The 24053-nt window shown below is 45.6% G+C and carries 25 protein-coding genes; 4 read left to right on the top strand and 21 right to left on the bottom strand.

Features of this window, described 5'->3' with window-relative positions; translation table 11 throughout:
* Nucleotides 1-130 precede the first annotated feature (130 nt).
* The 11 genes from NYE50_RS11035 to NYE50_RS10985 all read right to left on the bottom strand — a co-directional run bounded on the left by NYE50_RS11035 (nucleotide 131) and on the right by NYE50_RS10985 (nucleotide 11921).
* Nucleotides 131-1768 carry a YndJ family protein gene (locus NYE50_RS11035; protein WP_159354216.1) on the bottom strand — a complete coding sequence of 546 codons (1638 nt, stop codon included), beginning with the start codon at nucleotides 1766-1768 and terminating at the stop codon, nucleotides 131-133.
* On the bottom strand, nucleotides 1762-2370 hold the full coding sequence (locus tag NYE50_RS11030; RefSeq protein ID WP_340764620.1) for a DUF4166 domain-containing protein: 609 nt from the start codon (nucleotides 2368-2370) through the stop codon (nucleotides 1762-1764). The genes NYE50_RS11035 and NYE50_RS11030 overlap by 7 nt, the downstream gene beginning before the upstream one ends.
* The gene (locus NYE50_RS11025; RefSeq protein ID WP_224988135.1) at nucleotides 2367-3182 is read right to left on the bottom strand and encodes a hypothetical protein; all 816 of its coding nucleotides are present in this window, start codon (nucleotides 3180-3182) and stop codon (nucleotides 2367-2369) included. The genes NYE50_RS11030 and NYE50_RS11025 overlap by 4 nt, the downstream gene beginning before the upstream one ends.
* 118 nt (nucleotides 3183-3300) lie before the next feature.
* Nucleotides 3301-4572 carry an MFS transporter gene (locus NYE50_RS11020; RefSeq protein WP_159354213.1) on the bottom strand — a complete coding sequence of 424 codons (1272 nt, stop codon included), beginning with the start codon at nucleotides 4570-4572 and terminating at the stop codon, nucleotides 3301-3303.
* A gap of 76 nt (nucleotides 4573-4648) precedes the next feature.
* Nucleotides 4649-5650: a substrate-binding domain-containing protein gene (locus NYE50_RS11015; RefSeq protein WP_017417886.1), complete on the bottom strand. Its 1002-nt coding sequence runs from the start codon at nucleotides 5648-5650 to the stop codon at nucleotides 4649-4651.
* An 83-nt stretch (nucleotides 5651-5733) separates the two neighbouring features.
* Complete coding sequence (locus tag NYE50_RS11010; RefSeq protein ID WP_103526849.1) at nucleotides 5734-6570, bottom strand: SDR family oxidoreductase; 837 nt, start codon at nucleotides 6568-6570, stop codon at nucleotides 5734-5736.
* On the bottom strand, nucleotides 6567-7643 hold the full coding sequence (uxuA, locus tag NYE50_RS11005; RefSeq protein WP_159354212.1) for a mannonate dehydratase: 1077 nt from the start codon (nucleotides 7641-7643) through the stop codon (nucleotides 6567-6569). Before uxuA ends, NYE50_RS11010 begins: the two co-directional genes overlap by 4 nt.
* 1 nt (nucleotide 7644) lies before the next feature.
* On the bottom strand, nucleotides 7645-8280 hold the full coding sequence (locus tag NYE50_RS11000; RefSeq protein ID WP_159354211.1) for a bifunctional 2-keto-4-hydroxyglutarate aldolase/2-keto-3-deoxy-6-phosphogluconate aldolase: 636 nt from the start codon (nucleotides 8278-8280) through the stop codon (nucleotides 7645-7647).
* A 13-nt stretch (nucleotides 8281-8293) separates the two neighbouring features.
* Complete coding sequence (locus NYE50_RS10995) at nucleotides 8294-9313, bottom strand: zinc-binding alcohol dehydrogenase family protein (protein WP_159354210.1); 1020 nt, start codon at nucleotides 9311-9313, stop codon at nucleotides 8294-8296.
* 29 nt (nucleotides 9314-9342) lie between these two features.
* Complete coding sequence (locus NYE50_RS10990; RefSeq protein ID WP_029973851.1) at nucleotides 9343-10299, bottom strand: sugar kinase; 957 nt, start codon at nucleotides 10297-10299, stop codon at nucleotides 9343-9345.
* A 203-nt stretch (nucleotides 10300-10502) separates the two neighbouring features.
* Entirely contained in the window at nucleotides 10503-11921 is a 1419-nt protein-coding gene (locus NYE50_RS10985; protein ID WP_007410311.1) for an alanine/glycine:cation symporter family protein, read from the bottom strand.
* 376 nt (nucleotides 11922-12297) lie between these two features.
* Between NYE50_RS10985 and NYE50_RS10980 the strand changes: the two genes are divergently transcribed.
* On the top strand, nucleotides 12298-12651 hold the full coding sequence (locus NYE50_RS10980) for a hypothetical protein (RefSeq protein WP_003153956.1): 354 nt from the start codon (nucleotides 12298-12300) through the stop codon (nucleotides 12649-12651).
* Nucleotides 12652-12675: 24 nt separating this feature from the next.
* Entirely contained in the window at nucleotides 12676-12801 is a 126-nt protein-coding gene (locus NYE50_RS10975) for a hypothetical protein (RefSeq protein ID WP_003153957.1), read from the top strand.
* Between the two features lie 53 nt (nucleotides 12802-12854).
* Here NYE50_RS10975 and parC read toward each other — a convergent pair whose 3' ends face one another.
* From parC to NYE50_RS10960, 3 genes are all read right to left on the bottom strand, one after another.
* A complete protein-coding gene (gene parC / locus NYE50_RS10970; protein ID WP_128496657.1) occupies nucleotides 12855-15278 on the bottom strand; it encodes a DNA topoisomerase IV subunit A in 2424 nt (807 codons plus the stop codon).
* A 2-nt stretch (nucleotides 15279-15280) separates the two neighbouring features.
* Nucleotides 15281-17248, bottom strand: a complete 1968-nt coding sequence (parE, locus tag NYE50_RS10965; protein WP_014305073.1) for a DNA topoisomerase IV subunit B — start codon at nucleotides 17246-17248, stop codon at nucleotides 15281-15283.
* A gap of 423 nt (nucleotides 17249-17671) precedes the next feature.
* A complete protein-coding gene (locus NYE50_RS10960) occupies nucleotides 17672-18079 on the bottom strand; it encodes a CoA-binding protein (protein WP_007410316.1) in 408 nt (135 codons plus the stop codon).
* Nucleotides 18080-18230: 151 nt separating this feature from the next.
* Between NYE50_RS10960 and plsY the strand changes: the two genes are divergently transcribed.
* Nucleotides 18231-18812: a glycerol-3-phosphate 1-O-acyltransferase PlsY gene (gene plsY / locus NYE50_RS10955; protein WP_014418024.1), complete on the top strand. Its 582-nt coding sequence runs from the start codon at nucleotides 18231-18233 to the stop codon at nucleotides 18810-18812.
* A gap of 88 nt (nucleotides 18813-18900) precedes the next feature.
* Nucleotides 18901-19188: a HesB/YadR/YfhF family protein gene (locus tag NYE50_RS10950; protein ID WP_007410318.1), complete on the top strand. Its 288-nt coding sequence runs from the start codon at nucleotides 18901-18903 to the stop codon at nucleotides 19186-19188.
* 32 nt (nucleotides 19189-19220) lie between these two features.
* On the opposite strand, the gene NYE50_RS10945 is transcribed toward NYE50_RS10950, so the two are convergent.
* The 7 genes from NYE50_RS10945 to acnA all read right to left on the bottom strand — a co-directional run bounded on the left by NYE50_RS10945 (nucleotide 19221) and on the right by acnA (nucleotide 24017).
* Nucleotides 19221-19520: a hypothetical protein gene (locus tag NYE50_RS10945; protein WP_007611759.1), complete on the bottom strand. Its 300-nt coding sequence runs from the start codon at nucleotides 19518-19520 to the stop codon at nucleotides 19221-19223.
* Between the two features lie 15 nt (nucleotides 19521-19535).
* Entirely contained in the window at nucleotides 19536-19952 is a 417-nt protein-coding gene (locus NYE50_RS10940; protein ID WP_060962681.1) for a YbgC/FadM family acyl-CoA thioesterase, read from the bottom strand.
* Between the two features lie 86 nt (nucleotides 19953-20038).
* The gene (tlp, locus tag NYE50_RS10935) at nucleotides 20039-20281 is read right to left on the bottom strand and encodes a small acid-soluble spore protein Tlp (protein WP_007410320.1); all 243 of its coding nucleotides are present in this window, start codon (nucleotides 20279-20281) and stop codon (nucleotides 20039-20041) included.
* A gap of 24 nt (nucleotides 20282-20305) precedes the next feature.
* Entirely contained in the window at nucleotides 20306-20452 is a 147-nt protein-coding gene (locus NYE50_RS10930; protein WP_003153977.1) for an acid-soluble spore protein N, read from the bottom strand.
* Nucleotides 20453-20515: 63 nt separating this feature from the next.
* Nucleotides 20516-20641, bottom strand: coding sequence for an FbpB family small basic protein (locus NYE50_RS10925; RefSeq protein ID WP_012117651.1), 126 nt, complete (start codon nucleotides 20639-20641; stop codon nucleotides 20516-20518).
* A gap of 78 nt (nucleotides 20642-20719) precedes the next feature.
* Entirely contained in the window at nucleotides 20720-21229 is a 510-nt protein-coding gene (locus tag NYE50_RS10920) for a TlpA family protein disulfide reductase (protein WP_014418022.1), read from the bottom strand.
* Nucleotides 21230-21290: 61 nt separating this feature from the next.
* Nucleotides 21291-24017 (bottom strand): aconitate hydratase AcnA, encoded by a 2727-nt coding sequence (acnA, locus tag NYE50_RS10915; RefSeq protein WP_017417878.1) that lies wholly within the window; start codon nucleotides 24015-24017, stop codon nucleotides 21291-21293.
* Nucleotides 24018-24053 lie beyond the last annotated feature (36 nt).

The raw sequence follows: 24053 nt of genomic DNA, 5'->3' as shown, positions 1-24053 counted from the left end.
CTGACTTGCATTCAAGTTTGACCACACCGGAGGAAAAATTTAAAAATCACTTTGCTTTATTTTGTATTCCAAAAAGCCTTGTTTCCGATTTCCGAACCAAGTTTGATACACGGAAGCGTAGGTATACCCTTCATCTTTTTTCTTCCATTCGGTTACCTGAGGAAGCATGAGTGATCCGATAATGCACAGTTAAAAATTTCAGTCCGAACAGCCACATATGATGAACGGCCTTCAGGCTTGTTTCGCTCTGGGCTGAAATAAGAAATGTCTCTGCCAGCGGAAGATGACACGCCCCCCATTTCGTCTGCAGATAAATCCCTTCATCACCCGCTCCGCTTTTTCGCCGTCTGCTTGTCAAAACAAGATTCTGCTTACGCGCATAAGGTTTTAAAATGCCCGTCATTTGGCCGTACGGCAGCGGGAGAGATATATTCATGTATCCTTCCCCTTTTGCCCTGTACTCTGAATACAGCGCAGTAAAAACGGTTTTCTGCTTTTCATTTGTTCTGATCCACGCACGGACATTTTTTCTGCCGTCTTTGTCAGAGTCAACGCCTATGATATCACTGTGCATAATATACCAATCCGGATTCATGGACAGGTGAATCTGCCCCGCTCTTCTGCTGAACGGCTCGTACACGCGCGCGAACGGACGAAACCATCTGCTCCACGTCACTTTTGCCATGATGTCATAATCAATTGTCTCTTCATAAAAGGAAATAACGGCCGGCGCCAGTTTTTGAGTTGAAAAGTCTTCAGAATGCAGTTCTCTCATCTGATTCAGAAGGCCGGTATAATGGATGTCATTTGCTGCATGAATATCAGTCAAAAATTCTTTGCCTATCGTTCTCTTCCCGTAAATACGGCTGAACGTTCTATCACTGCCCTCATCAAACGGTCTCGGATTTTCCAACCTCCACCCCGCCAAAGCCGGCAGGATAACGCCGAATGCATTGACGGCCCCGTGAATCCAAATCATCTGGCTGATCGTGAGCGTTGCCTCCTCGCGGTAGACACCGTACGAATATATCAAAGAAAAAGCAATTGTGATCATTAACACAGCCGATGAACTCCTGATCAAGACCCTGCCTGTTTTCGTAACAAACGGCGCCTTAAAGACGAGATATGCATTTACATACAGACCCGCCAGATACAGAGCGACAGCAATCACATCAAGTGTCTTTGAAAATGTAATCCCCAAGGCAATAAGGATCGGCGAAATCAAAATAATGACCGTACTCCACTGGTAAAGTTCGCGTTTCTCCCGTATGATCCTGCCGAGCAATCCGTTAAAGATCGGAATGAGGAAAGCGGAATAGTGAAAGTGCACCGCCGTCAGCAGAACGATAAGCGGGCCGAAATTCATGACGGGAATCTCAAGGACATATGCGAAGAACCAGAATCCGCCCCCGGCCAAATAAATGAAACCCGCCATAACAGATATCTCTTCTGTTCTGTGAATATTTGTTTTCATCAGCCGCCGGACAGCATACAGTGCCAGCCCAAGCGTATAAATGAGCCACACAAAGGCAAAAAAACTGAAGTCTGTGACAAGCGCAAGCACCGCACATATAGCGGCAACAGGATAACTCCGTAACAACACATTCTCTAAGGTCTTTGACGGCCGAAAAGCAAAATCGAATACAGCAGGAACGAAAAAAAGTACGGAAAATAAAACAAACGTCTCAGCAGCTGATATATGCGGAGCTTCAGCCGCCGCAAATCCCAAAAAGCAAATCACGCTTATCATAAGATGACGCTTCAGCATGTTTCTCCCTCTGTTTCCCGGAAAGTCCCCCGGTAAGAGAAAAGCGTGCCGAGTATCCGATTGTTCACATGAACCTTTATGCTGAAGCAATTCATTTCCTCATCATAAGCCTCATAAACGGTTGAACTGCCGCACATCCATGCCGGAATCGGGATTTTCTTTCCGCCTATCAGGAGCCACTGCCTTCCGGATGTAATAACAAGCCCTCCGTCTGAAGACGCTTCTAAATGCAGTTCAGACAGTAGGATGTGAGGTTTGCCGAAGTAATCAAGAATTCTGTTTTCCCGCTCATCATATTCCATGACCGCATCAAAAAAACGCGTTTTGCCTTTAAAGAAAAAGGTACGATTCCATTCCACGCCATTTTGCCTTTTTTTGTTTTCGATACTGAAAGGGATATCGTTTCCCCTCTCTGAGAAAAAACATCTGAAAAAAACACCTGTCTTTAAAAGCATTCTGACAAGAAAAGAACCTCCCTTTATTTCTGTCATAACGCCTTCTCCGCAAAACGTGCGTGATCCGTCAAATCTGTACCGTTTCTGCAGCATCGGGTGCAGTGATTGATAATGAGTAATCGCTTTTTCATACATTGAATCCGTCATTTCACTTCTCTCTTTCGTTTTGTATGCCAGGCGCTCGGCAGCTTGAGCTTAAGAATCATGCCGGCTATCGTAAGGACTCCTAATGAGATCAAGAATCCGTCACCGGAATATAACAGTGCCGTTACACAAAAGAAGGCTGACTGCCCGGCGTGAATCAGCCACTTTCTCCGCATGGGAAGCAGCCATAATACCCCTAACCCTGTCTCCAGGGCTCCCCTCACGATCTCTGCATCGGCACAGCCATCATGAAAGCCTTGAAAAAACCAATACAGACTGAATATGAGACACATACAGACATAGACAAATCCGAAACGGACTGATATCTTCGGATGTCTGTTTTGTTCTATCCAAAGCCGCAACGCATCAAAGCTCCATGCGGTAGCCCAGCTTAGCAGAGGACGAAATAAAAAACGGTCTATCCAACTTCCCGGCAGACCGCGGGCCGTTTCATATTGATATTGAGTCAAAAATGCGGTTTGTCCGTTATCCCGCTCTATATACTTCCAGTAGCCCCTGCCTTCTTTTATAAGTGACAGCGGATGATCAGAGGCAAAAGCGAGCGAAGACACTCTTTCTGACGAGCGAGGCCTTATGTCACCTATTGATTCGCCCGTGCCGGATACCTTCAGCCCAAAACCGATTCGTGTTTCATATAGAAATCTCTGCGGTTCATCTGGCAGCCTATGAAGATATGTAATGTCAGAAAAACGCAGATCCCATTCCTTATGAAGATGCGGGGTTTGCGTATATTCCCAAATTGTTTCTATATCTGATGCAATATTGATTTCGACATATATCGGCTTCTGTTTCATGCTCCCTCCTCTTCCCTTCTTTTGTAAACAATTCCTATATTATCATAGGAACAGATCAAGCGGCAGAACGAAAAGGCCATCCCGTTATCGGCAGGACAGCCTCAGTGGCTTTGATGACTTACGAATAAGGTATCGTGTCTTTTTTATCTTCAGAAGCGGTTTGAATGATAATCGGGCGCACGAAACGGATTACCGCAGCCGAGGCCAAAACGGCTAATCCGCCTGCAAGCAAAAACGCCCCCGAGAATGATCCGCTTTTGTCCGCGATAAAGCCGGTTAAAGCAGGCCCGATAATACCGGCCGTGTTTGCAAGAAAATGCATAAAGCCGCCGACTGACCCGACATTCCTTTGATCAACCACATCATGAATGACCGCCCAATAGATAGAGCCCGTTATATATAAAAAGAAGACTGATAAAGCAACGAGAATAACGGCACTTACGGTAGTGGTAACAAGCCCGGCAAATCCGATCAGTACAGCGGAAGCGAACAGACAAGTGACAAGAATGACTTTCCGTGAGAACAAAACCCCTTTTCCGGCGGTTTTTTTGAATACATAATCAGAAATCATTCCGCCTGCCGCCAAACCGATAAATCCAAGAATCCAAGGGATAACAGTCACCACGCTCATAAATTCAACACTTAAACCGCGTTCTTTCACCAGATAGCTCGGAAACCATGTTAAGAAGAAAAATAAAATGTAGTTGTAGGCGAAAAAGGCAAAAGCCGTGAAGAGAACCGTTTTTTGTTTCAAATAAAAGGTCATCGGGATATGCTGCTCATGCGATTGAATCGCTGCTTTCATTGCCGGAACGTCTTCCGTCGGCGCCGGCCGTTCTTTGACAAATTTAAACCAGATGACCGCCCAGACTAAACCGATGATCATGATCAGGACAAAGGAAACTTTCCAGCTGAACGCCACAGCAATCATCCCGACAATCGGGCCGGAGATCGCTCCGCCGAGCGGCGTTCCGCTGTTTGTCAGGCCGATGACCGTGGCGCGCTGAGACGGAGGAAACCAATTGTTGACCATTTTGCTTATGGCAGCAGACAGCGGCCCCTCCCCCATACCGAATAAAACACGGATAATCAAAAGACTTACAAATCCGAAAGCAAGCGCAACCGCTCCGCTGAAAAGAGACCAAACGATCATCGCCGTACACAATGTCAATTTAGCCCCGTACCGGTCAGATGCAACACCGCCGAGAAAGTTAAACACAGCGTATCCGACAGAGAAACTGCTGAAAATCAGCCCCATTTGGGTTGCCGACAATGTGAGATCCTGCTGTATGAACGGCGCTGCAATAGACAGCGCTGAGCGGTCTAAATAGTTAATCACCCCGGCTGAAAATAAAAGAAGAATAATAGGGAATCTATCCTTTGAGAACATAAAATCCCTCCCTCTTATTTCATAATATTCAGATATTAAAATTGCCGGAGTAAACCGGTTTATGCAATGAAACCGGTTATCCGGATTGCCTTGCGAGCAGCGCCGGTTTATAGCGGTGAATCCGTTTTTCACCGCCATCTTTTTCTTGTATCTGGCGAAGAAGAAGGCTTCCCGCTTTTCGCGCCATTTCTGCCGCAGGCTGAACGATCGTCGTAATCGGAGGAGTAAAAAAACCCGCAAAAGGAACTTCATCAATTCCGATGACGGCTGCCTTATCCGGAATTGTCATATCATGCTCCTTCATATACTTCAGCACCTCAACAAGAACGATATCGTTTGCCGCCAATATCGCTTTCGGAGGCTCCTGAAGTGAGAACAGCTCTGACAAAACATTGGAAATATCAGCCGCATCGGCTGTTTTGATATATTCGTTCCGCACCAACATTCCGTGGCGGTCAAGCGCCTTCTTATACCCTTCAATCCTTTCTACCCTCGGACTGATTTCCCGAATAATGGACGTCGTAATAATCGCGATTCTCTTTATGCCGCTTTCGATAAACCGGTCAACGGCAAGACCGGCTGCATGATGATTATCAAGCATCACTGTCGGAATCCCGAGTTCTTCAATGGTTCTGTCCATAAACACGACCGGAAACGTATCGCGTTTCATCTTTTCATATAAAGAGAGATTTTCGCCCGTCGGAAAAATAATAATTCCGTCCACCTGCTTGGCCCGCAGCATTTCAATATATTTCTTTTCTTTTTCCGGTTCATCATCCGCATTGCAGACAATAATATGAAATCCTTGTTCATGAAAATAGTCTTCCACCGCCCTGATGACCTGAGTGGAAAAGGTGTGAAGAATATTAGCCACCACCACACCTACTGTAAATGTTGATTTCTGTTTTAAGCTGCGGGCGACGAAATTCGGCTGATAGTTCAGCTCTTGAATGGCCGCTTCTATTTTTTGTTTCGTTTTCTCGCTCATATAGTCATAGCGCTGATTTAAAAATTGAGATACGGTGCTTTTAGATACGTTTGCATATTTCGCCACATCAGAAATTGTAATGGTTTTCATAGACTCATCCCCGTCTGTCTTCATTTTTCACTAGTATAAGTCAGAAGTAAATAGTTTACAATCTGACAGGGACATGGGTTCTGTCACACTCCGGAATAAGCCATAAAACCTCCGTCGACGGGAACGGTGACCCCTGTGACAAAGCCTGAGCATGAATCATCCGAAAGCCACAGGAGCGTTCCCAGAAGGTCTTCCGGTTTCCCGAAACGTTTCATCGGTGTATGTGCCATAATCTTATTGGATCGGTCTGTCAGACTTCCATCTTCCTGTAATAACAACTCACGGTTTTGCGCTGTCAAAAAGAAACCCGGAGCGATGGCATTCACCCGCAGCCCTTTTTTTGCGAAATGAACAGCCATCCACATCGTAAAATTCTGAATCGCCGCCTTGGCCGCGCTGTAGGCAGGCACCTTTGTCATCGGTGTATACGCACTCATAGAAGAAATATTAATAATCGCGGGACATTCCGCCTTCAAAAGGTCTTTTCCAAACACTTGCGATGCCAGAAATGCACCGGTAAAGTTGGTTGAAAAAACGCTGGAAAACCCCGTTTCGTCCATATCAAAAAATGATGTGCCCTGTTCATCCTCTTCATACGTCTCACTTGCAGTGATCGCATCAGGATGATTTCCCCCGGCTCCGTTAATTAAAAGATTGACAGAACCGAACCGGCTGATAATCTCGTCTTTTGCCTTTTCGAGCGAATCACGGGCTGAAACATCAGCCGGTACAGAAACCGCGGTTCCTCCAGCGTCAGCAATCTCGCCCGCCGCACGCTCTGCTTTATCAGCATTCCGGCTGACGATCGCAATTTTCATCCCCTGCCGTGAAAGCTCCTTTGCCATTGCTGAACAGAGAACACCGCTCCCGCCTGTTATGACAGCGGTTCTTCCTGATAAACATTCATGAATCGGTCTCATCTCTTCACCCCTTTCTCATGAGACGAGAACGCATCCCACAGTCCGTTCAAGTACATAATTCCTAAGGCGCGATCATATAAACCATAACCCGGCCGGCATTGTTCGCCCCAGATATGACGGCCGTGATCAGGCCGTACATATCCTTTATAGTCTTGGCCGTGCAATTCTTTTACCACACCGGTAATATCAATGGACCCATCACTGGTAAGATGCGAAGTTTCCGTAAAATCACCGTTATCGCAGATTTTCACATTTCGTATATGGGCAAACGGCGCAGCTCCCGCATAGTGTTTGGCGATCTTCACCATATCATTGGCGGGATCCGCTCCCATCGAACCCGTGCATAACGTAATACAGTTGGCGGGTGAATGTGAAATCTCTCGCAGCTTTTCATAACTTTTCTCACCGGTGATAATACGGGGCAGGCCAAAAATTGACCAGGGCGGATCATCCGGATGAATGGCCATTTGAATGCCGCGTTCCTCCGCTACAGGAAGGATTTCATGTAAAAAGAACTCAAGATTGGCCCAAAGCTGTTTTTCATCAACCGTTTGATAGGCCTCAAACAGTTCCTTGATCCGGGCCATTTTCTCCGGCTCCCACCCGGGAAGCGTCAATTCAGAAGATTCTTCAACCGTGCGGATCAGTTCCTCCGGAGGGAGACTTTCCACTTTCGCTTTTTCAAAAAACAAAGCGGTTGACCCATCCTCCAGCGCGCGGAACATATCGGTACGCGTCCAGTCAAATATCGGCATGAAATTGTAACAGATGACTTTCACGCCGAATTCGGACAGATTGCGAATGGTCTGTTTATAATGTTCAATATATTGTCCGCGTTCTTCATGACCGAGTTTAATGGCTTCATGAACATTCACGCTTTCCACGACCTCTGCATGAAACCCATAGGATTGAATGAATCTGACTTCCGCTTCAATGTCCTCCTTTTCCCATACTTCGCCCGCGGGCTTCTGGTGAAGAGCCCAGACGATGCCTTTGACCCCGGGAATTTGTCTGACATGTTCAAGAGTCACCGTATCATTACCTTGGCCATACCAGCGAAACGTGATATTCATGTTACACCCCCGTATATTCGTGTTTTCGGCAGACGTATTCTTTGCTGAGGGATACGGCAGCTTCATAGCCGCCCTTTTGATATGCTTTTGTCAAGTCGCTTCCCACACCGACCGCGACCGCTCCGGCAGAGAGCCAGTCATTCATGCTGTTTAATGAGATACCCCCGGTCGGCATAATGCGGACATTCGGCAGAGGACCGTTGACCAACTTGATAAATGAAGGGTCAAACGAATTAGCGGGGAACAGCTTTACCACATCACATCCGGCTTCGAGCGCCAAAGCCATATCAGACACGCTCATGCATCCCGGAAGATACGGTACGCTGTACTGGTTGCATAGAGATGCTATCTCTTTTACAAAATGAGAGCTGACGATAAATGAGGCGCCTGATAAAATGGCGTGTCTCGCCGTTTCTGTATCCATTACAGAGCCGGCTCCAAGAAGAATATCTTGATGCCGGAGTTCCTTAAAGACATCTTCCACTTCAGGAGTTGTGTATGTAAGCTCAATGGCGCTGATACCTCCTGAAATGGCCGCTCTTGAAACTTCAAGCGCCTCTTGGCTGTTTTGTCCCCTTATGACAGCCACCACTTGTGCATGCAGAAGTTTTTCGTAAATAGCGTACTTAGGCAGCATTCTCGCTCCTCCTTTAATCAAACGTAATGATTGCTTTTCCCACCTTGCCCGGGTGCTGTTCGATCAACTGAAATGCTTGATGGACGTCATTTGCTGAAAATGTATGTGTAATAAGACTGCCGTGCGTTAACAGGCCTTTATTCAGTAAGTCTGTAATGCACGGAAACTGATTCGTCTGCAATCTTGAACCGGTTATCGTGACTTCCTTTTTTGTGATCGGAAGCTGAGAAATGCCGGCAGTCCTCTCATCAAAACCAAGCACAACCACATAACCGGCCGGAGACACCGCGTCAATGGACGTTTCAAACGTTGAGGGGAGACAGACGGCATCAATGACGACATTGGCGCCTTCATTTTTTGTCCATTCGTTCACCCGCAAAACGGGATCTTCTTTTTGCGCGTTGACGGTAACGTCCGCACCGTTTTTTTCAGCGAATGCCAAGCGTTCATCATTCAGGTCGGTTATCATGACGGAAGCGCCTTTGAGCTTTGCCATTTTTAATATGCAGATTCCGATCGGCCCCGCCCCCTGAATCAAAACGGTATCTTCCTTCTCGACTCTGCCTCTCCAAACGGCCTGGGCGCCGATCGTATATGGTTCTGCCATGACCGCTTCCTCCCAGGGCAGATCGGGCGAAACGGCATGCAGCTGCTTTTCCGGAAGCACGATATATTCCCGCATCCCGCCATCTTCATGAACGCCGAACACCGAAAGCGATTTGCAGACGTTCGGACGTCCTTTCCGGCAGGCATAGCATGTTCCGCAATAAGATATCGGTTCAATCACTACCCGGTCACCCGGCTTGAAACGCCGGACAAGAGAACCGGTCTTTGCGACTTCCCCTGTGACTTCATGACCGATTACTCTCGGCAGGGACGCTAACGGATTTGTCCCATGATAAATATGCAAATCTGATCCGCAAATTCCGACCCGCTTCACCTTGACAAGAACATCATCCGCATGGGCAACAGACGGTTTCTCACATTCCGTCACCACCAGATCAAATGCTTTCCGTACTAGAACCGCTTTCATTTTCTCACCCGCTTTTTAAGTTGTGCTTGCTAACGTTCAATCACAGTCTCTTTGTTTACAAATGACAGAACCTCTTCTAGATAGGGAAGCCCTTCATTGTCACCGGAAACTGTGGTGACGAGCGCACCGACCGCATTGGCAAACTCCAGACGTTTTTCCGGTTCAAAACCATGCAGATAACTGTACAGGTAACCGGCATTAAAGCCGTCACCCGCTCCTACCGTGTCAACAGGCGCAACCGGGAAAGCCTCTTTGTGAACCCACTTATGATCATGATACAGCGCAGAACCTGCTTCACCGTCTTTTATGACAAGCTGACTGATTGAATAGGTCTCTGCAAACCGGGCTAATGCCTCATTTTCCCCTAGACCTGTCAGCTGTTTCATTTCGTCCCGGCCCGCCAGAAGAATATCAGTATGCGGAAAGATTTGATGAAATGCCGCACGCGCCTCCTCAATCGTCCACAGCTTCAGCCTGATATTCGGATCAAAAGATACGGGAATCCCCCTTGCTTTGGCGATGGAAAGCACCCTTTCAGCAATTTCAAGGTTTTTCTTATCAAGCGCGAGGAACACACCGGTAAGATGAACGATGTGAATGCCGGCAAACATATTCTCTGTTATATCTTCCGGTGCAAGAGTTAGAATTGGTGAATTGAAACGGTAATAAAACGTCTTGCCTGAACCGTCATTTCTGATCTCTTTGACATTTAAAGATGTAGGAAAGCCTTCAACATAGGAGACGTCAGTCACATCAATTCCTTCTCCTTTGGCAAACTGATAAATCACTCTGCCGAACTCATCCTTCCCCAGCCTGCTGACCCACTTTGAGTGCAGATTCAATCTTGCGCATGCAATCGCAAAATTCAGTTCAGCTCCTCCTGCTTTTCGTTCAAAATGGGTAACAAAACGCAAAGGCCCTGTGCTTGCGGGATTTAAGGTGATCATCGCATCACCGATCGTAAAAATGCCATAATCAGAAGCCACATTAATACTCCTTTCCTTTAAGACTAAATCGGTTTGGTAAACCGGTTTAGTTAAACTTTATATGAAAGCCCTTACACACACAAGAGAAAAATACAACAAATTCAAAAAAATCTGTTTTCGGCAAAAATAACCCGGTTTTTCACATAAAAAAACCCCTCACAACAAAATGTAAGGGGTTTTTTGAAAATTGTATGCATGTTTCCTTAGTTAGCAGTCTTACGTTCGGGGCTTGTACCTTCTTCTTCCGCCCATGTTTCAATATGCTTGAGCTCCGGCGTATTCTCGGCCTTGAATACAGGATCAAGACCTTTTTTGCGCTGAGCGGCATAATCCTTATAGATCTTGTAGGCTACATTACTCAGCAATAAGATTGCCACTAAGTTAATGAGAGCCAAGAGTCCCATAAACAAGTTTGCCATGTCCCAGACGATCTGGAAGTCAGCCAAACATCCGTATACCACCATCACTACGACGAATACGCGGTAAATATTAAGCCATGTTTTGCTTGTTTTAATAAATTCAATATTCGTTTCACCATAGTAATAGTTGCCGACGACTGAGCTGAATGCGAATAAAAACATCGCAATCGCAATAAATGTCGGCGCCCATCCGCCGAGGTGGTGCTGCAGTGCGGCTTGTGTCACTTGGATGCCGTCGCCTTTAGGCGTAAAGCTGTACAATAAAATGATAAAGGCAGTCGATGTACAAACGATAAATGTATCAAAAAACACACCGAGGGTCTGAATTAATCCCTGCTTAGCCGGATGCGACACATGTGCAGCCGCTGCGGCATTCGGCGCGCTTCCCATACCCGCTTCGTTTGAAAACAGGCCGCGCTGCGCACCGATAATAATGATGCTTCCTAAGCTTCCGCCGACGATCTGTTCAAGACCGAACGCATTTTTCACAATCGTAACAAACAGCTCAGGTACCGCTGTAATATTTACAATCACGACATACAGCGCGATCAGAATATACATACCCGCCATGACCGGAACGATTAATTGCGAGACGGAAACAACACGTTTCAGACCGCCGAATATAATGAAAGCCGTTAATACAGCTAAAATGATTGCGATAACTGTTTTATTCACATGGAATGCTTCGTCAAACGCGACAGAAATCGTATTTGACTGCACGGCGTTAAAGATAAGTCCGAAAGAAACGGTAATCAATACGGCGAATAAAATACCGAGCCAGCGGGCGCCCAGTCCCTTTGCCATGTAATATGCCGGACCGCCGCGGAATTCGTCACCGGAACGCACTTTATACAGCTGCGCCAAGGTGCTTTCCACAAAGCTGGAAGCCATACCGACAATCGCTACGATCCACATCCAAAATACTGCGCCGGGACCGCCTGTTGCAATCGCCAGCGCGACGCCGGTCAAGTTTCCGGTTCCGACACGAGAAGCGGCTGAGATAAAGAATGCCTGCATTGAAGACACTCCTTTATTTCCTTGCGGCTTCTCCCCGACGATTCTGAACATTTCAATAAAGTATTGGAATTGAATAAAGCGAAAACGGAACGTAAAGTACAATCCGATCCCGACTAAAATATAAACAAGATACTTCCAAATAAAATCATTTGGAACATTTATGATTTCACTGATGAAAGCCTCCATGTTTAACCTCCCTTTTACGTATCTTTTACTGTCATTTTTGTTGCATATGTTAGATCTTTTAACACAACGAGTATTATTATATCACAACGACCGTGGTTGAGAAGTTTTTTTAAGAAAATGTTTCGGTTTCTTCATCACGTCTTTTGCTGTCATGCCCCGTTTTTTATCTTACAGCCCGAAAAATGTTGTCACGTCATAAGGAATGCGTGCATATCATAACAAATAGGTCTTTAAGAAAAAAGAGATGAAAAGATGGATGAAATGGTATATACTTAACCAGGATAATAATTTTTTAAATTTAATAAATATGTTTACTTTACATTTAAATTAGGGTATTATAATAAAAATATTCAGACTTATGAAGGGGGGAGAACATTTGAAAAAAATCTTGTTTTTAAAAGCTTCTATTTTATTTTTAGCGATTGCAAGCTTTCATTTGCTCTCCATTCCCCATGCGTTTGATACTGCTCATCATTTTAAAGCGGTAGCCGACCAGCAGGAAATGCACGAAATGAAGGCCGGCCAAAATGCTGATGATGAGAAAAAATCGCTGACGGGCTCATATATCTTGACGGCGCTTTTTGCCGCTTCTGTCTCACTGATCGTGATATCAGACAGGAGACGCCCCGCTTCCCGGAGAAGACAGCGAAAGAAAAGCTTTTTAATCGCTAAATTTTATCAGTCCTCGTATTTCGATGAGCTTCATGTTCAACATCGCCTATCTATGTAACATAAAATGAGGAGGTTGTTAAACATGTTGTTTATCTTACGAATGGTGATTTTAGGGTTGTTTTCATTCACTGCATTGAATTTATTTGTATGGCAGGGAATCGAAGTCATTCACGCTATCACTGACTTATTCGGCAGCCATGAAAGCTAAATAGTAAAACCTCCGCTCAATGAGCGGAGGTTTTTTTTATTTTATTTTTACTCTTAAACATCAGACGCGGGGATACGCCATACATCTGTTACCGGCCCTGTCTCATCTTCATCGGTAAAGAAGGAACCGTTGCTGTATCGGTCATTCGCCCGCAAGGACTTCACGGCGATTTCGATTCTCTCGCCTTTTTCTGTTTCCGCTGCGATCATGTCGGCTAAAGCACACGCGAATACGCCGACTGCGCGATGCGGGTTCTTTTTAAGCTCACGCAGCATGATGACACCGCGCTTCGCCCTGGATGTTTTTTCGAATTCAGATAGGTTCATCCGCTTGATTGCTCCCCGCTGTGTGACGAGGACAAGCGAATCTGTCTCATGCAGGATTTGCCCTGATACGACGGTATCACCATCTTTTAGATTTATGCCCTTTACGCCGGCCGCACGGGCACCGACTACATTTACTTCATCTTCACCGAACCATAAACCGTACCCGAGGCGGGTGGCGATAAACAGCTGGCTGCCGCCGTCTGTGACATGAACATCAATCAGCTCGTCGTCCCCTTTCAGATTAAGGGCAACAAGCGCTTTCGAGTAACGCTGCGCTTTGTAATGCGTCATTTCAGTTCTTTTCACCATGCCGTTTTTCGTCATAAACAATAAATATGAAGATGGATCAAACTCTTTTACCGGTATAGCTTTCACGATGGTTTCATCACGGTCAATCGTGATGATGTTCGTTACGTGCTGCCCCATGTCTTTCCACCTGATATCAGGAAGCTGGTGAACCGGACAATAAACATAGCTTCCCTTATTGGTAAAGAGCAGGAGAACATCCGTTGTATTCATTTCAAATTGGTGAATCAGCCTGTCAGTATCCTTCATACCGAAATCCTGACCGTTAGAAGCGGCAAATGACCGCTGGCTTGTTCGTTTTACATAGCCGTCTTTTGTGACTGTCACATATACGTCCTCAGAGGCTACCATGACTTCAAGATTGATTTTAATTTCCTCAATCTTTTCTTCAATGACAGACCGTCTGCTGTCAGCATAGGTCTTTTTCATTTTTTTCAGGCTGCTTGTAATGACTTTTAACAGCTTTTTATCATGACTTAAAATGGCTTCGAGCTCCTGAATTTTCTTGCTGAGCTCTTCCGCTTCCTCTTTTAGCGCCGTAATATCCGTGTTTGTCAGACGATACAGCTGCAAGGATACGATCGCTTCAGCCTGCGGCTCCGTAAATGCGAATTTAGACATTAAGTTTTGTTTCGCATCTTTCTTGTCGCTGCTTGCCCGGATGACCGCTATGACCTCATCTAACACAGACAGTGCCTTCATCAGTCCTTCAACGATGTGATGCCGCTCTTTTGCTTTTTGCAATTCAAAGACGGAGCGGTTTGTCACTACTTCCTTCTGGTGGGAAATATACGCATCCAGGATGGCTGTAAGACTCATCAGCATCGGCCGGCGGTTATGTATGGCGACCATATTAAAGTTATATGTTGTCTGCAGATCAGTGTTTTTATATAAGAAATTCAGGATGCCTTTTGCATCGGCTTCTTTCTTTAACTCAACGACCACCCGAAGCCCCGTGCGGTCAGTTTCATCCCGGACTTCAGAAATGCCTTCGACTTTTTTGTCTATGCGGTATTCGTCCATTTTCTTTACGAGATTGGCTTTGTTTACTTCAAACGGAATTTCTGTAATGACGATCTGCTCCCGTCCGCCTCTTACGGATTCCACTTCAGCCTTGCCGCGGATAATAATTTTGCCTTTCCCGGTTTCATAAGCCTTCCGAATGCCGTCGACTCCTTGAATAATGCCTCCTGTCGGAAAGTCAGGCCCTTTAATCACCTGCATCAAGTCATCGACGGTGCAATCCGGAGATTCAATCCGTTTAATGACGGCATCAATGACCTCACCCAGATGATGAGGGGGAATATCAGTCGCATAGCCCGCTGAAATCCCGGTTGATCCGTTGACAAGCAAGTTAGGGAACATGGCGGGCAAAACAACTGGTTCTTTACTAGTGTCATCAAAGTTCGGAACGAATTCAACCGTATTTTTATCAATATCACGCAAAAGCTCTGACGCGATAGAAGATAATCTCGCTTCCGTATAACGCATGGCAGCCGGCGGATCACCGTCAATGCTTCCATTGTTGCCGTGCATCTCAATCAGCACATTCCGCACTTTCCAATCCTGGCTCATCCGCACCATCGCTTCATAAACGGAGCTGTCACCGTGCGGATGATAATTACCGATAACGTTTCCGACCGTTTTCGCCGCTTTACGGAAATTTTTATCGAATGTATTTCCGTCTGCGTGCATGGCGTATAAAATTCTCCGCTGCACCGGCTTTAAACCGTCACGAGCGTCGGGCAGCGCCCTGTCTTGAATAATGTATTTACTGTAGCGTCCGAAACGGTCGCCGATTACTTCTTCTAACGGTAAATCATGAAATAATTCTGGCTGTGCCACTATTAAACCTCCTCAGCGACCGACAAGTTTTCATTTTCTAAAATATTGCTTTCCTCATCTAATCCGAAGGCAACATTCTTTTCAATCCATTTTCTTCTCGGTTCTACTTTGTCTCCCATTAATGTCGTTACACGGCGCTCTACCCGTGCCGCATCGTCGATCTTGACTCTGACGAGCGTTCGCGATTCGGGATTCATCGTCGTTTCCCAGAGCTGGTCTGCGTTCATTTCTCCCAGACCTTTATAGCGCTGGATGGTATATCCTTTGCCGACTTTCTTTAAAACGCCGTCCATTTCTTCGTCGGACCAGGCATATTCAATAATCTCTTTCTTACCGCTCCCTTTGCTCACTTTGTAAAGAGGCGGAAGGGCGATGAAGACTTTTCCGTGCTCGATTAAAGGTTTCATATAGCGGTAGAAAAACGTTAACAGCAAGACTTGAATGTGCGCGCCGTCGGTATCCGCGTCCGTCATGATGATGATCTTGTCATAGTTGATGTCGTCTATATCAAAATCTGCGCCGACACCGCCTCCGATCGCATGAATAATCGTATTGATTTCTTCATTTTTGAAGATGTCTGCAAGCTTTGCTTTCTCTGTGTTGATGACCTTTCCGCGAAGGGGCAGCACGGCTTGGAATTTCCGGTCTCTTCCCTGTTTTGCAGAACCTCCCGCAGAGTCTCCCTCCACCAGATACAATTCATTCTTCGCCGGATTTCTGGAACCGGCCGGTGTGAGTTTTCCGCTCAGCGTCGCTTCTGATTTTTTTCGCTTTTTGCCGCTTCTCGCTTCTTCTCTCGCTTTACGGGCCGCTTCACGGGCCTGGCTTGCTTTAATCGCTTTTTTGACAAGCAGGGTCGCCGTATCGCGGTTTTCTTCCAGGAAATAAGCAAGATTCTCGGAAATGACGGCATCCGCGGCGGATCTCGCCTCACTTGTGCCAAGCTTCCCTTTCGTCTGGCCTTCAAATTGCAGCAGTTCCTCCGGGATACGCACGGAAATGATTGCGGACAAACCTTCCCTGATATCGGCGCCTTCAAGGTTCTTGTCTTTCTCTTTTAAAAGGGCGACCTTTCGCGCATACTCGTTAAACGCTCTTGTCATTGCCGTTTTGGCTCCTGATTCGTGGGTGCCGCCGTCCTTTGTTCTGACGTTATTAACGAATGACAGCATATTTTCTGAATACCCGTCATTAAACTGAAACGCGAAATCGACTTCAATGTCATGATGCTCGCCTTCAAAGGAAACCACTTCGCATAAAGCGTCTTTTTCCTCGTTTAAATAAGCGACAAATGCTTCAATTCCGTTCTCATAATAAAATACTTCTTTTACGCCGTTCCGTTCATCAATTAATTCTATTTTCAAACCTTTTAACAAGAAAGCCGATTCGCGCAGACGTTCTGACAGCGTGTCAAAATTATAAACCGTTGCGCTGAACATTGACGGATCAGGTTTAAAATGGGTAAGCGTTCCCGTTTTTTTGGTCGTTCCGATTTTTTCAAGTGAAGTCACGGGCTTGCCGCCGTTTTCAAACCGCTGTTTATAAACATATCCGTCACGCTCAATAGTAACTGTCAGCCACTCCGATAATGCGTTTACGACAGAAGCGCCGACACCATGCAGACCGCCGCTTGTTTTATAGCCGCCCTGTCCGAATTTCCCCCCGGCATGCAGCACGGTGAAAATAACTTCCGGCGTCGGCTTTCCGAGCTTATGCATCCCGGTCGGCATTCCGCGTCCTCTGTCCTGTACGGAGATGCTGTTGTCCTTATGTATCGTTACGATAATATGATCTCCGTAGCCGGCAAGAACTTCATCGACGGAATTGTCGACGATCTCATATACCAGATGGTGCAGGCCGCGTGCGTCCGTCGAACCGATGTACATTCCCGGTCGTTTTCTGACGGCTTCCAGGCCTTCAAGCACCTGTATGGCATCTTCGTTGTAATCAAATTGCTGTTTTCTAGCCAAACGTACAAACCCCTTTCAAAAAACCTGCTCTTAATCATTCTCTTTTTTAAATGTTTTCATGTCTTTGTTTTTCAGTATGCGCAAGCTTCGGTCCAATTCTCCTCGGACTCACAATTATAACCAATGTGCTTGATTTCGCAACATATTTAAGCGAATGGCTCGTTTTTTAGGCCGCAAGACATACATTCGAACGGCTTTTCATCTTTTTGGTGCCCTTTTCGGCGGATAAGAACATGAGTTCGCTTTCTATTATATAGCTTTATGCCGGCCATCGCAAACAGACTGTAAACCCCCGTATAAAGGGGTTTCTAAAAAAGCTGTTCATGCTTTATTGTATCTGTTTCATCATCATACGCAAAGAGTATTCTTTCAATAAAAAAGCAAAAACCCCTGATTTGCCAAGGATTTTTGCCTTTTTTGTTCCTATTTTATAACAGCGCGGGCGACTTTTATACATAAATCCATAACAGCCGTCCGTCCTTTGTCTGTAATCATGCGATACGCTTCTTCATTTGCAAGACCCTGCTGCGCCCAAAAAACGGGAGCGTCCGTCTGTAAAAATTCTTCAGCAACGCCGGGAAGCTGCTCAGAGCGTCTGAACACATTCACGATATCAATCGGTCCCTCCACGTCTTTTAATGAAGCGACGGCTTTAACGCCAAGCGCCTCATCAATCGTTGGATTGACGGGAATAATTTCATACCCTTCATCCTGCATCGCTTTGGAAACCATGTAAGAAGTCCGGTCGGGACGGTCTGACAGCCCGACGACTGCGATCCGTTTGCTCCGGTCCAGAATTTCTTTAATCTCTGATTTTGAAGGATTTTGCATCTTTACCATCTCCTTTTGATATATTGTACATGACCGCTTCGCCGGAATCAAAAAAAGCGCTTTGTCAGCTTAATTCTCAAAAAACTTGTCATCAGACGGTAACAACTCGTGTTAAAATAGAGTGAAGGGACATTGAAAAGGAGAAATGTAGATGTTGATTGCTTTATTGATTATTTTGGCCTATGTAATAGGCAGCATCCCGTCAGGTTTAATCGTAGGCAAACTTGCGAAAGGGATCGATATTAGAGAACACGGAAGCGGCAATTTGGGCGCCACAAATGCTTTTCGCACGCTTGGCGTTAAAGCGGGATCTGTTGTCATCGCAGCCGATATTTTAAAAGGCACCTTGGCCGCGGCGCTCCCATATTTGCTGCACGTCCCCATTCATCCTCTTCTCGCAGGGGTGGCAGCAGTAATCGGCCATGTATTCCCCGTGTTCGCAAAGTTTAAGGGAGGCAAAGCCGTAGCCACATCAGGGGGCGTCCTGCTGTTTTATGCTCCGCTGTTATTCGTTACGATGGTTGCAGTATTTTTCGTATTTTTATTCCTTACGAAATTTGTTTCTCTGTCTTCAATGTTAACAGGGATTTATACGATTATTTACTGTCTGTTTGTAAAAGACCCTTATTTATTAATCGTAGTGACGCTCTTGACCGCGTTTGTTATCTACAGACACAGGGCAAACATCAAACGGATTATAAACAAAACAGAACCGAAGATCAAATGGTTTTGATGAAACTTCAATTTTGACATCAAAATGCCATATGCGTTTATAATAGAGATAATTTCTTTATATGAGAAACAAAAAGGGAGTGTTCCGGATGAACATGAAAGTAACGAAAGGCGCGCTGGATTGGTACAAAGAAGAGCTCGATCTGGAAACAGGCGACCATGTCCGTTTCTTTGTCCGTTACGGGGGATGCAGCAACGTTCAGAAAGGCTTTTCTCTCGGCATTTTAAAAGACCGGCCGATGAACATCGGCACCAGCACGGAAGTTGAAGGCATTACCTTTTTTATTGAAGAAAGCGACTTATGGTACTTTGATAATCACGATTTGTCAGTCACATATTCAGATCAGGCAGAAGAGCCGGTATTTGATTATGTGTAAAAAAAAGAACGCAGCGGATGCGTTCTTTTTTTTTACAGCCTGAACCTTTTGAGATGATCAGTCAGACGTTCTTTTTCTAATATGCTTCTTTGCGTATCACCGAGCAGGTCAAAGTGGGGAAATTCATTTTTATGGTGAATCCACTCCGGCTTCAGCCCGTACTCCGCTCCCCATCTGATCAGTTTATTGAGATCGCTTGAACCGGCCTTCGTCACGGTCTTAGCCTCCGGAAAGCGGTCGTCCAGCCAGTAATGCGTTAAAAAAGCGATTTTCCCTTCCGATACATCCCGCTTCCATCTTTCCAGTTCCTTACGCGTAATTCCAAATGCCATAACTGCAGCCGCTCCTTATTTTTTTGCCTTTTCGTAAGCGGCATGCCAATCAGGAAAGGCCTTGCGGAACTGAATCGGTTTGAAGCTCTGTTTATCGACGCATATGTGAGTGGATGACGCTTCGATCGCAAGTTCTTGATCCGGATTATAGATGCGGTAGCCGTAAATGGTTTTAAATCCGTTATATTCTTCAATCCACGTATGTACTTCGGCTGTTTCTCCGTAGCGGAGCGGCTTTTTATAAGAAATGCTGATATCCACTACAGGTGACAGCACCCCTCTTTCTTCCATGTCCTTGTACAGAAATCCGAGGTCCTTAATGAGCGCCGTTCTGCCGACCTCCATCCAGACTAAGTAATTGGCATGATAGACGATGCCCATTTGATCTGTTTCCGCATAACGCACTTCTATTTCTTTTTTTGACACATGCAACGTTCTCTGCTCCCTTATTATCAGATTAGCCCCATTTTATCACAACGAGCCGGAAAGAGAAAAAAACCAGGTTTCCCTGGTTTTTATTATGATTGATAGCCGTTTTCTCTTGCAGCCGATTCATCCTGGATTTCACTGCGGAACGATTCAATGCTTTCATTGCGTCTGGCATTCTTCTCTTGAATGCGCTGTTTTTCCTCATCTGTCGCAAATTCCATTGATTCTTTGGCTTCTTCTATATTTTCAATTGTATTCTGCACCATATCCTGCAGCTTTTCAACGTTATCGGAACGGTCATCCGGATTCGGTTTTTGATAATTGTTTGTCATAATGTCTGCTCTCCTTTGATGATGTTATTCGCCTTTCGTCTGCATGACAATCGGATGTCCGTTTGACTTGTCATGAAACTTTTCCCCTTTGTTGCGTTTATATTTAACGGGTTTTGTCCCTAAGTGGCTCGGAGCGTATTGCGGCTGGCCGTCTTTCTTGTTTATGCCCATGTTCATCCCTCCTTAAGAGTATATTTTGCAAAAGGAGGTGCAAACATGACTGCAAATTAAAGGTTATTTTTGTTTGAACCGCTGCTCCAGCTTTTCTTCAAGCTGATTCAAATATTCCGTATTGGTCATCAGCTCACGTTTATTTTCCATAACCAATTCATGAAAAGAACGTTTTCGCATTTTTTTCAATCTTCTCACCTCCGTGTTTTCATTCATTTTTTCCAATTTTTCAAAACCTAAGCCCTTCACAATAAAAAAACTGAACCTCTATTTGAGATCCAGTTTTTCTTTCATTTCTTTTTTTGTCATCGTGCCTACGCGAATGTGCTGAATGGTTCCTTTTTCGTCTAATATGTATGTTGTCGGATAAGAAAGCACGTTGAAATCTCCATTAATTCCGCTTTTGTCAATCAGAATAGGAAATGTCAGCTGATAATGATCAGCAAATGATTTCACAGCCTGTATATTTTTTTCAGAGGACGTAAAATTAACGGCTGCTACCGCAATATCAGGATATTCTTTCTGCAGCTCCTGCATATCGGGCATTTCCATTCGGCACGGCTTGCACCACGTCGCCCAGAAATTGAGGAGCACTTTTTTTCCTTTATAATCAGAAAGGGAGATGCTTTTTCCTGACAATGTATCAAGTGTAAAGTCAGGGGCTTTCATCCCTTCTTCTGTCCCTTCTTTCGGACTTTTTTGTACAGAATAAATGTTCCAGCCCGCATACACTAACAACCCGATAAGTAATATTCCGCCCAGCCATTTCGCAAGCATCTCAAGGCCTCCCGCATAAAAAGAGAGAAAGCAGACTGCTTTCTCTCCTTTGTTCATTCTGCTACTGTTTCATTTTATCGCGAAGCACCATTTGTAAAATGCCGCCGTGGCGATAGTAATCAATTTCCACTTCACTGTCAAAACGGACAACAACTTCAAATGTTTTTACCGTACCGTCTTCACTGATTGCTCTGACAGTCAGCAAGTCGCGCGGACGTACAGATTCATCAACATCCACCTCGATGACTTCCTTACCGGTTAAGCCGAGTGTATCCGCGTTTTCACCCTGTTTGAACTGAAGCGGCAGCACACCCATGAAGACGAGGTTGCTTCTGTGAATTCTTTCAAAGCTTTCGGCAATGACTGTTCTGATGCCGAGCAGGTTTGTTCCTTTTGCAGCCCAGTCACGTGAAGAGCCCATTCCGTAATCTTTTCCGGCCAGGACGACAAGACCCGTTTTATCTTCTTTATACCGCATGCAGGCATCATAAATAGATGTCACTTTCCCGGTAGGCCAATGTGTTGTGTATCCGCCTTCTGTACCCGGTGCGATTTGGTTTTTAATGCGGATATTGGCGAATGTTCCTCTCATCATGACTTCATGGTTTCCGCGGCGTGAGCCGTAAGAGTTAAAGTCACGAGGAGAAACGCCTTTTTCCTGCAGGTATTTGCCCGCCGGTGTGTCTTTTCCGATCGCTCCGGCCGGAGAAATGTGGTCAGTCGTCACGGAATCGCCGAATTTGCCGACAACGCGAAGTCCTCTTAAAGGCTCAACTTTTCCCGGCTCTACAGACATTTCCTCAAAGAACGGCGGGTTTTGAATGTAAGTGGAATCCTGATCCCACTTATACAGCGCTTCATCCGTCGTTTCGATTTCGTTCCAGCGCTGGTTGTCGTCAAATACCGTTTCATACTCTTTGCGGAATAATTCCGGCGTAACAGTCTGTTTGACGAGAGAATTGATTTCATCCATGGACGGCCAGATGTCATCGAAATAAACATTTTGTCCGTCATTTCCGACACCGATCGGATCCGTTTTCAGGTTGATATTCACAGTGCCTGCTAATGCGTATGCGACAACAAGCGGAGGTGACGCAAGGTAGTTTCCTTTGACAAGCGGATGGATCCGGCCTTCAAAGTTTCTGTTACCCGACAAGACAGAAGTGATCAAGAGATCATTTTTAGCAACCGCTTCTTCAATCTCTGGAGAAAGCGGGCCGGAGTTCCCGATACATGTCGTACAGCCATACCCTACGAGGTTAAAGCCGAGCTCCTTCATGTAAGGAAGCAGGCCTGAGTTGACTAAGTATCCAGTAACAACCTTAGACCCCGGTGCAAGTGACGTTTTAACATAATTCGGCACTTTCAAGCCTAATTCTACCGCTTTTTTGGCTACCAATCCGGCACCGATTAATACATAAGGGTTTGATGTATTCGTACAGCTTGTAATAGCGGCGATTGCAATCGCCCCTGTTTTCATAACCGCATCTTCACCGCTGTTAAGTTTAAATGAAATTTCTTTGTTCTCTTCAGCAGCATCCGCTCCGAATCCTTGGTTGCCGGCCGGGCTGACAAGATGTTTTTTAAACGTTTCCTGCATAACGGAAAGCGGGATTAAATCCTGCGGACGTTTCGGGCCTGAAAGGTTCGCTTCAATTTTTGACAGATCAATTTCCACAACGTCTGTAAAAATCGGCTCTTCCGCGTCAGGCGTATAGAATAAACCGTTGTTGCGGCAGTATGCTTCCACAATATCGATCTGCTCTTCTTCACGGCCGGTCAGACGCAGGTAAGAAAGTGCTTCCTCGTCAACAGGGAAGAATCCGCAAGTCGCTCCGTATTCCGGCGCCATATTGGCAATAGTCGCCCGATCCGCAAGCGGAAGCTCAGCAACACCAGGACCGAAGAATTCAACAAATTTATTGACTACGCCTTTTTCGCGCAGCACTTGAGTGACTTTCAGCGCCAAGTCAGTCGCCGTCGTTCCGTTAGGCAATTTTCCGACAAGTTTCGCGCCGATGACCTCAGGAACAGGGAAATATGAAGGCTGGCCGAGCATTCCCGCTTCCGCCTCAATACCGCCGACACCCCAGCCGAGGACGCCGATTCCGTTAATCATTGTTGTATGGGAATCTGTTCCCACCAATGTATCAGGATATGTCACAAGTTCTCCGTCTTCCTCTTTCGTATGAACGACACTTGCCAAAAACTCAAGGTTTACCTGATGAACGATACCTGTTGCAGGCGGAACAGCCTGATAATTGTTAAACGCTTTCTTTGCCCAGCTTAAAAATTTATAACGTTCTGCATTTCTTTCGAATTCTAAGTCCATATTAATGGCTAACGCGTCTTCCGTACCGGCTTTGTCGACTTGTACGGAGTGGTCAATGACCAGGTCAACCGGAATTTCAGGATTGATTTTATCAGGGTCTCCGCCGACAGAGGCCATGGCTTTTCTTAAAGATGCCAGGTCAACTACGGCCGGAACGCCGGTAAAGTCCTGTAGAATAACCCGTGACGGTTTAAACGGCACATCGATATCTTTTAATTCAGCAGTACCCCATCTTGCTAAATTTTCAACATGTTCTTTTGTAATGACACGTCCGTCTACCTGACGCAAAACAGATTCCAAAAGAACCTTAATAGAATAAGGAAGTTTTGAAACATTGCCGACCCCTGCGTCTTCCAATGCTTTTAATGAATAGTAGTTGTATGTTTTCCCATTTGAAGAAAATGTTTTTCTTGCTTGGAAAACGTCTTGTGTTGCGACTTTTTGCTGATTTGTCATTCTCCAAAATCCCCCTTCAATGATCAAGATCGTTCT

It is taken from the genome of Bacillus sp. EU55 (genome assembly GCF_038005925.1).
Classification (GTDB): domain Bacteria; phylum Bacillota; class Bacilli; order Bacillales; family Bacillaceae; genus Bacillus; species Bacillus velezensis.
This window is presented reverse-complemented; position numbering and strand designations above follow the sequence as displayed.

Coding starts and splice junctions, on each gene's coding strand:
- NYE50_RS11035 (WP_159354216.1), bottom strand. CDS start 1,768: ATGCTGAAGCGTCATCTTATGATAAGCGTGATTTGCTTTTTGGGATTT.
- NYE50_RS11030 (WP_340764620.1), bottom strand. CDS start 2,370: ATGACGGATTCAATGTATGAAAAAGCGATTACTCATTATCAATCACTG.
- NYE50_RS11025 (WP_224988135.1), bottom strand. CDS start 3,182: ATGAAACAGAAGCCGATATATGTCGAAATCAATATTGCATCAGATATA.
- NYE50_RS11020 (WP_159354213.1), bottom strand. CDS start 4,572: ATGTTCTCAAAGGATAGATTCCCTATTATTCTTCTTTTATTTTCAGCC.
- NYE50_RS11015 (WP_017417886.1), bottom strand. CDS start 5,650: ATGAAAACCATTACAATTTCTGATGTGGCGAAATATGCAAACGTATCT.
- NYE50_RS11010 (WP_103526849.1), bottom strand. CDS start 6,570: ATGAGACCGATTCATGAATGTTTATCAGGAAGAACCGCTGTCATAACA.
- uxuA (WP_159354212.1), bottom strand. CDS start 7,643: ATGAATATCACGTTTCGCTGGTATGGCCAAGGTAATGATACGGTGACT.
- NYE50_RS11000 (WP_159354211.1), bottom strand. CDS start 8,280: ATGCTGCCTAAGTACGCTATTTACGAAAAACTTCTGCATGCACAAGTG.
- NYE50_RS10995 (WP_159354210.1), bottom strand. CDS start 9,313: ATGAAAGCGGTTCTAGTACGGAAAGCATTTGATCTGGTGGTGACGGAA.
- NYE50_RS10985 (WP_007410311.1), bottom strand. CDS start 11,921: ATGGAGGCTTTCATCAGTGAAATCATAAATGTTCCAAATGATTTTATT.
- NYE50_RS10975 (WP_003153957.1), top strand. CDS start 12,676: ATGTTGTTTATCTTACGAATGGTGATTTTAGGGTTGTTTTCATTCACT.
- NYE50_RS10960 (WP_007410316.1), bottom strand. CDS start 18,079: ATGCAAAATCCTTCAAAATCAGAGATTAAAGAAATTCTGGACCGGAGC.
- plsY (WP_014418024.1), top strand. CDS start 18,231: ATGTTGATTGCTTTATTGATTATTTTGGCCTATGTAATAGGCAGCATC.
- NYE50_RS10950 (WP_007410318.1), top strand. CDS start 18,901: ATGAACATGAAAGTAACGAAAGGCGCGCTGGATTGGTACAAAGAAGAG.
- NYE50_RS10945 (WP_007611759.1), bottom strand. CDS start 19,520: ATGGCATTTGGAATTACGCGTAAGGAACTGGAAAGATGGAAGCGGGAT.
- tlp (WP_007410320.1), bottom strand. CDS start 20,281: ATGACAAACAATTATCAAAAACCGAATCCGGATGACCGTTCCGATAAC.
- NYE50_RS10930 (WP_003153977.1), bottom strand. CDS start 20,452: ATGGGCATAAACAAGAAAGACGGCCAGCCGCAATACGCTCCGAGCCAC.
- NYE50_RS10920 (WP_014418022.1), bottom strand. CDS start 21,229: ATGCTTGCGAAATGGCTGGGCGGAATATTACTTATCGGGTTGTTAGTG.
- acnA (WP_017417878.1), bottom strand. CDS start 24,017: ATGACAAATCAGCAAAAAGTCGCAACACAAGACGTTTTCCAAGCAAGA.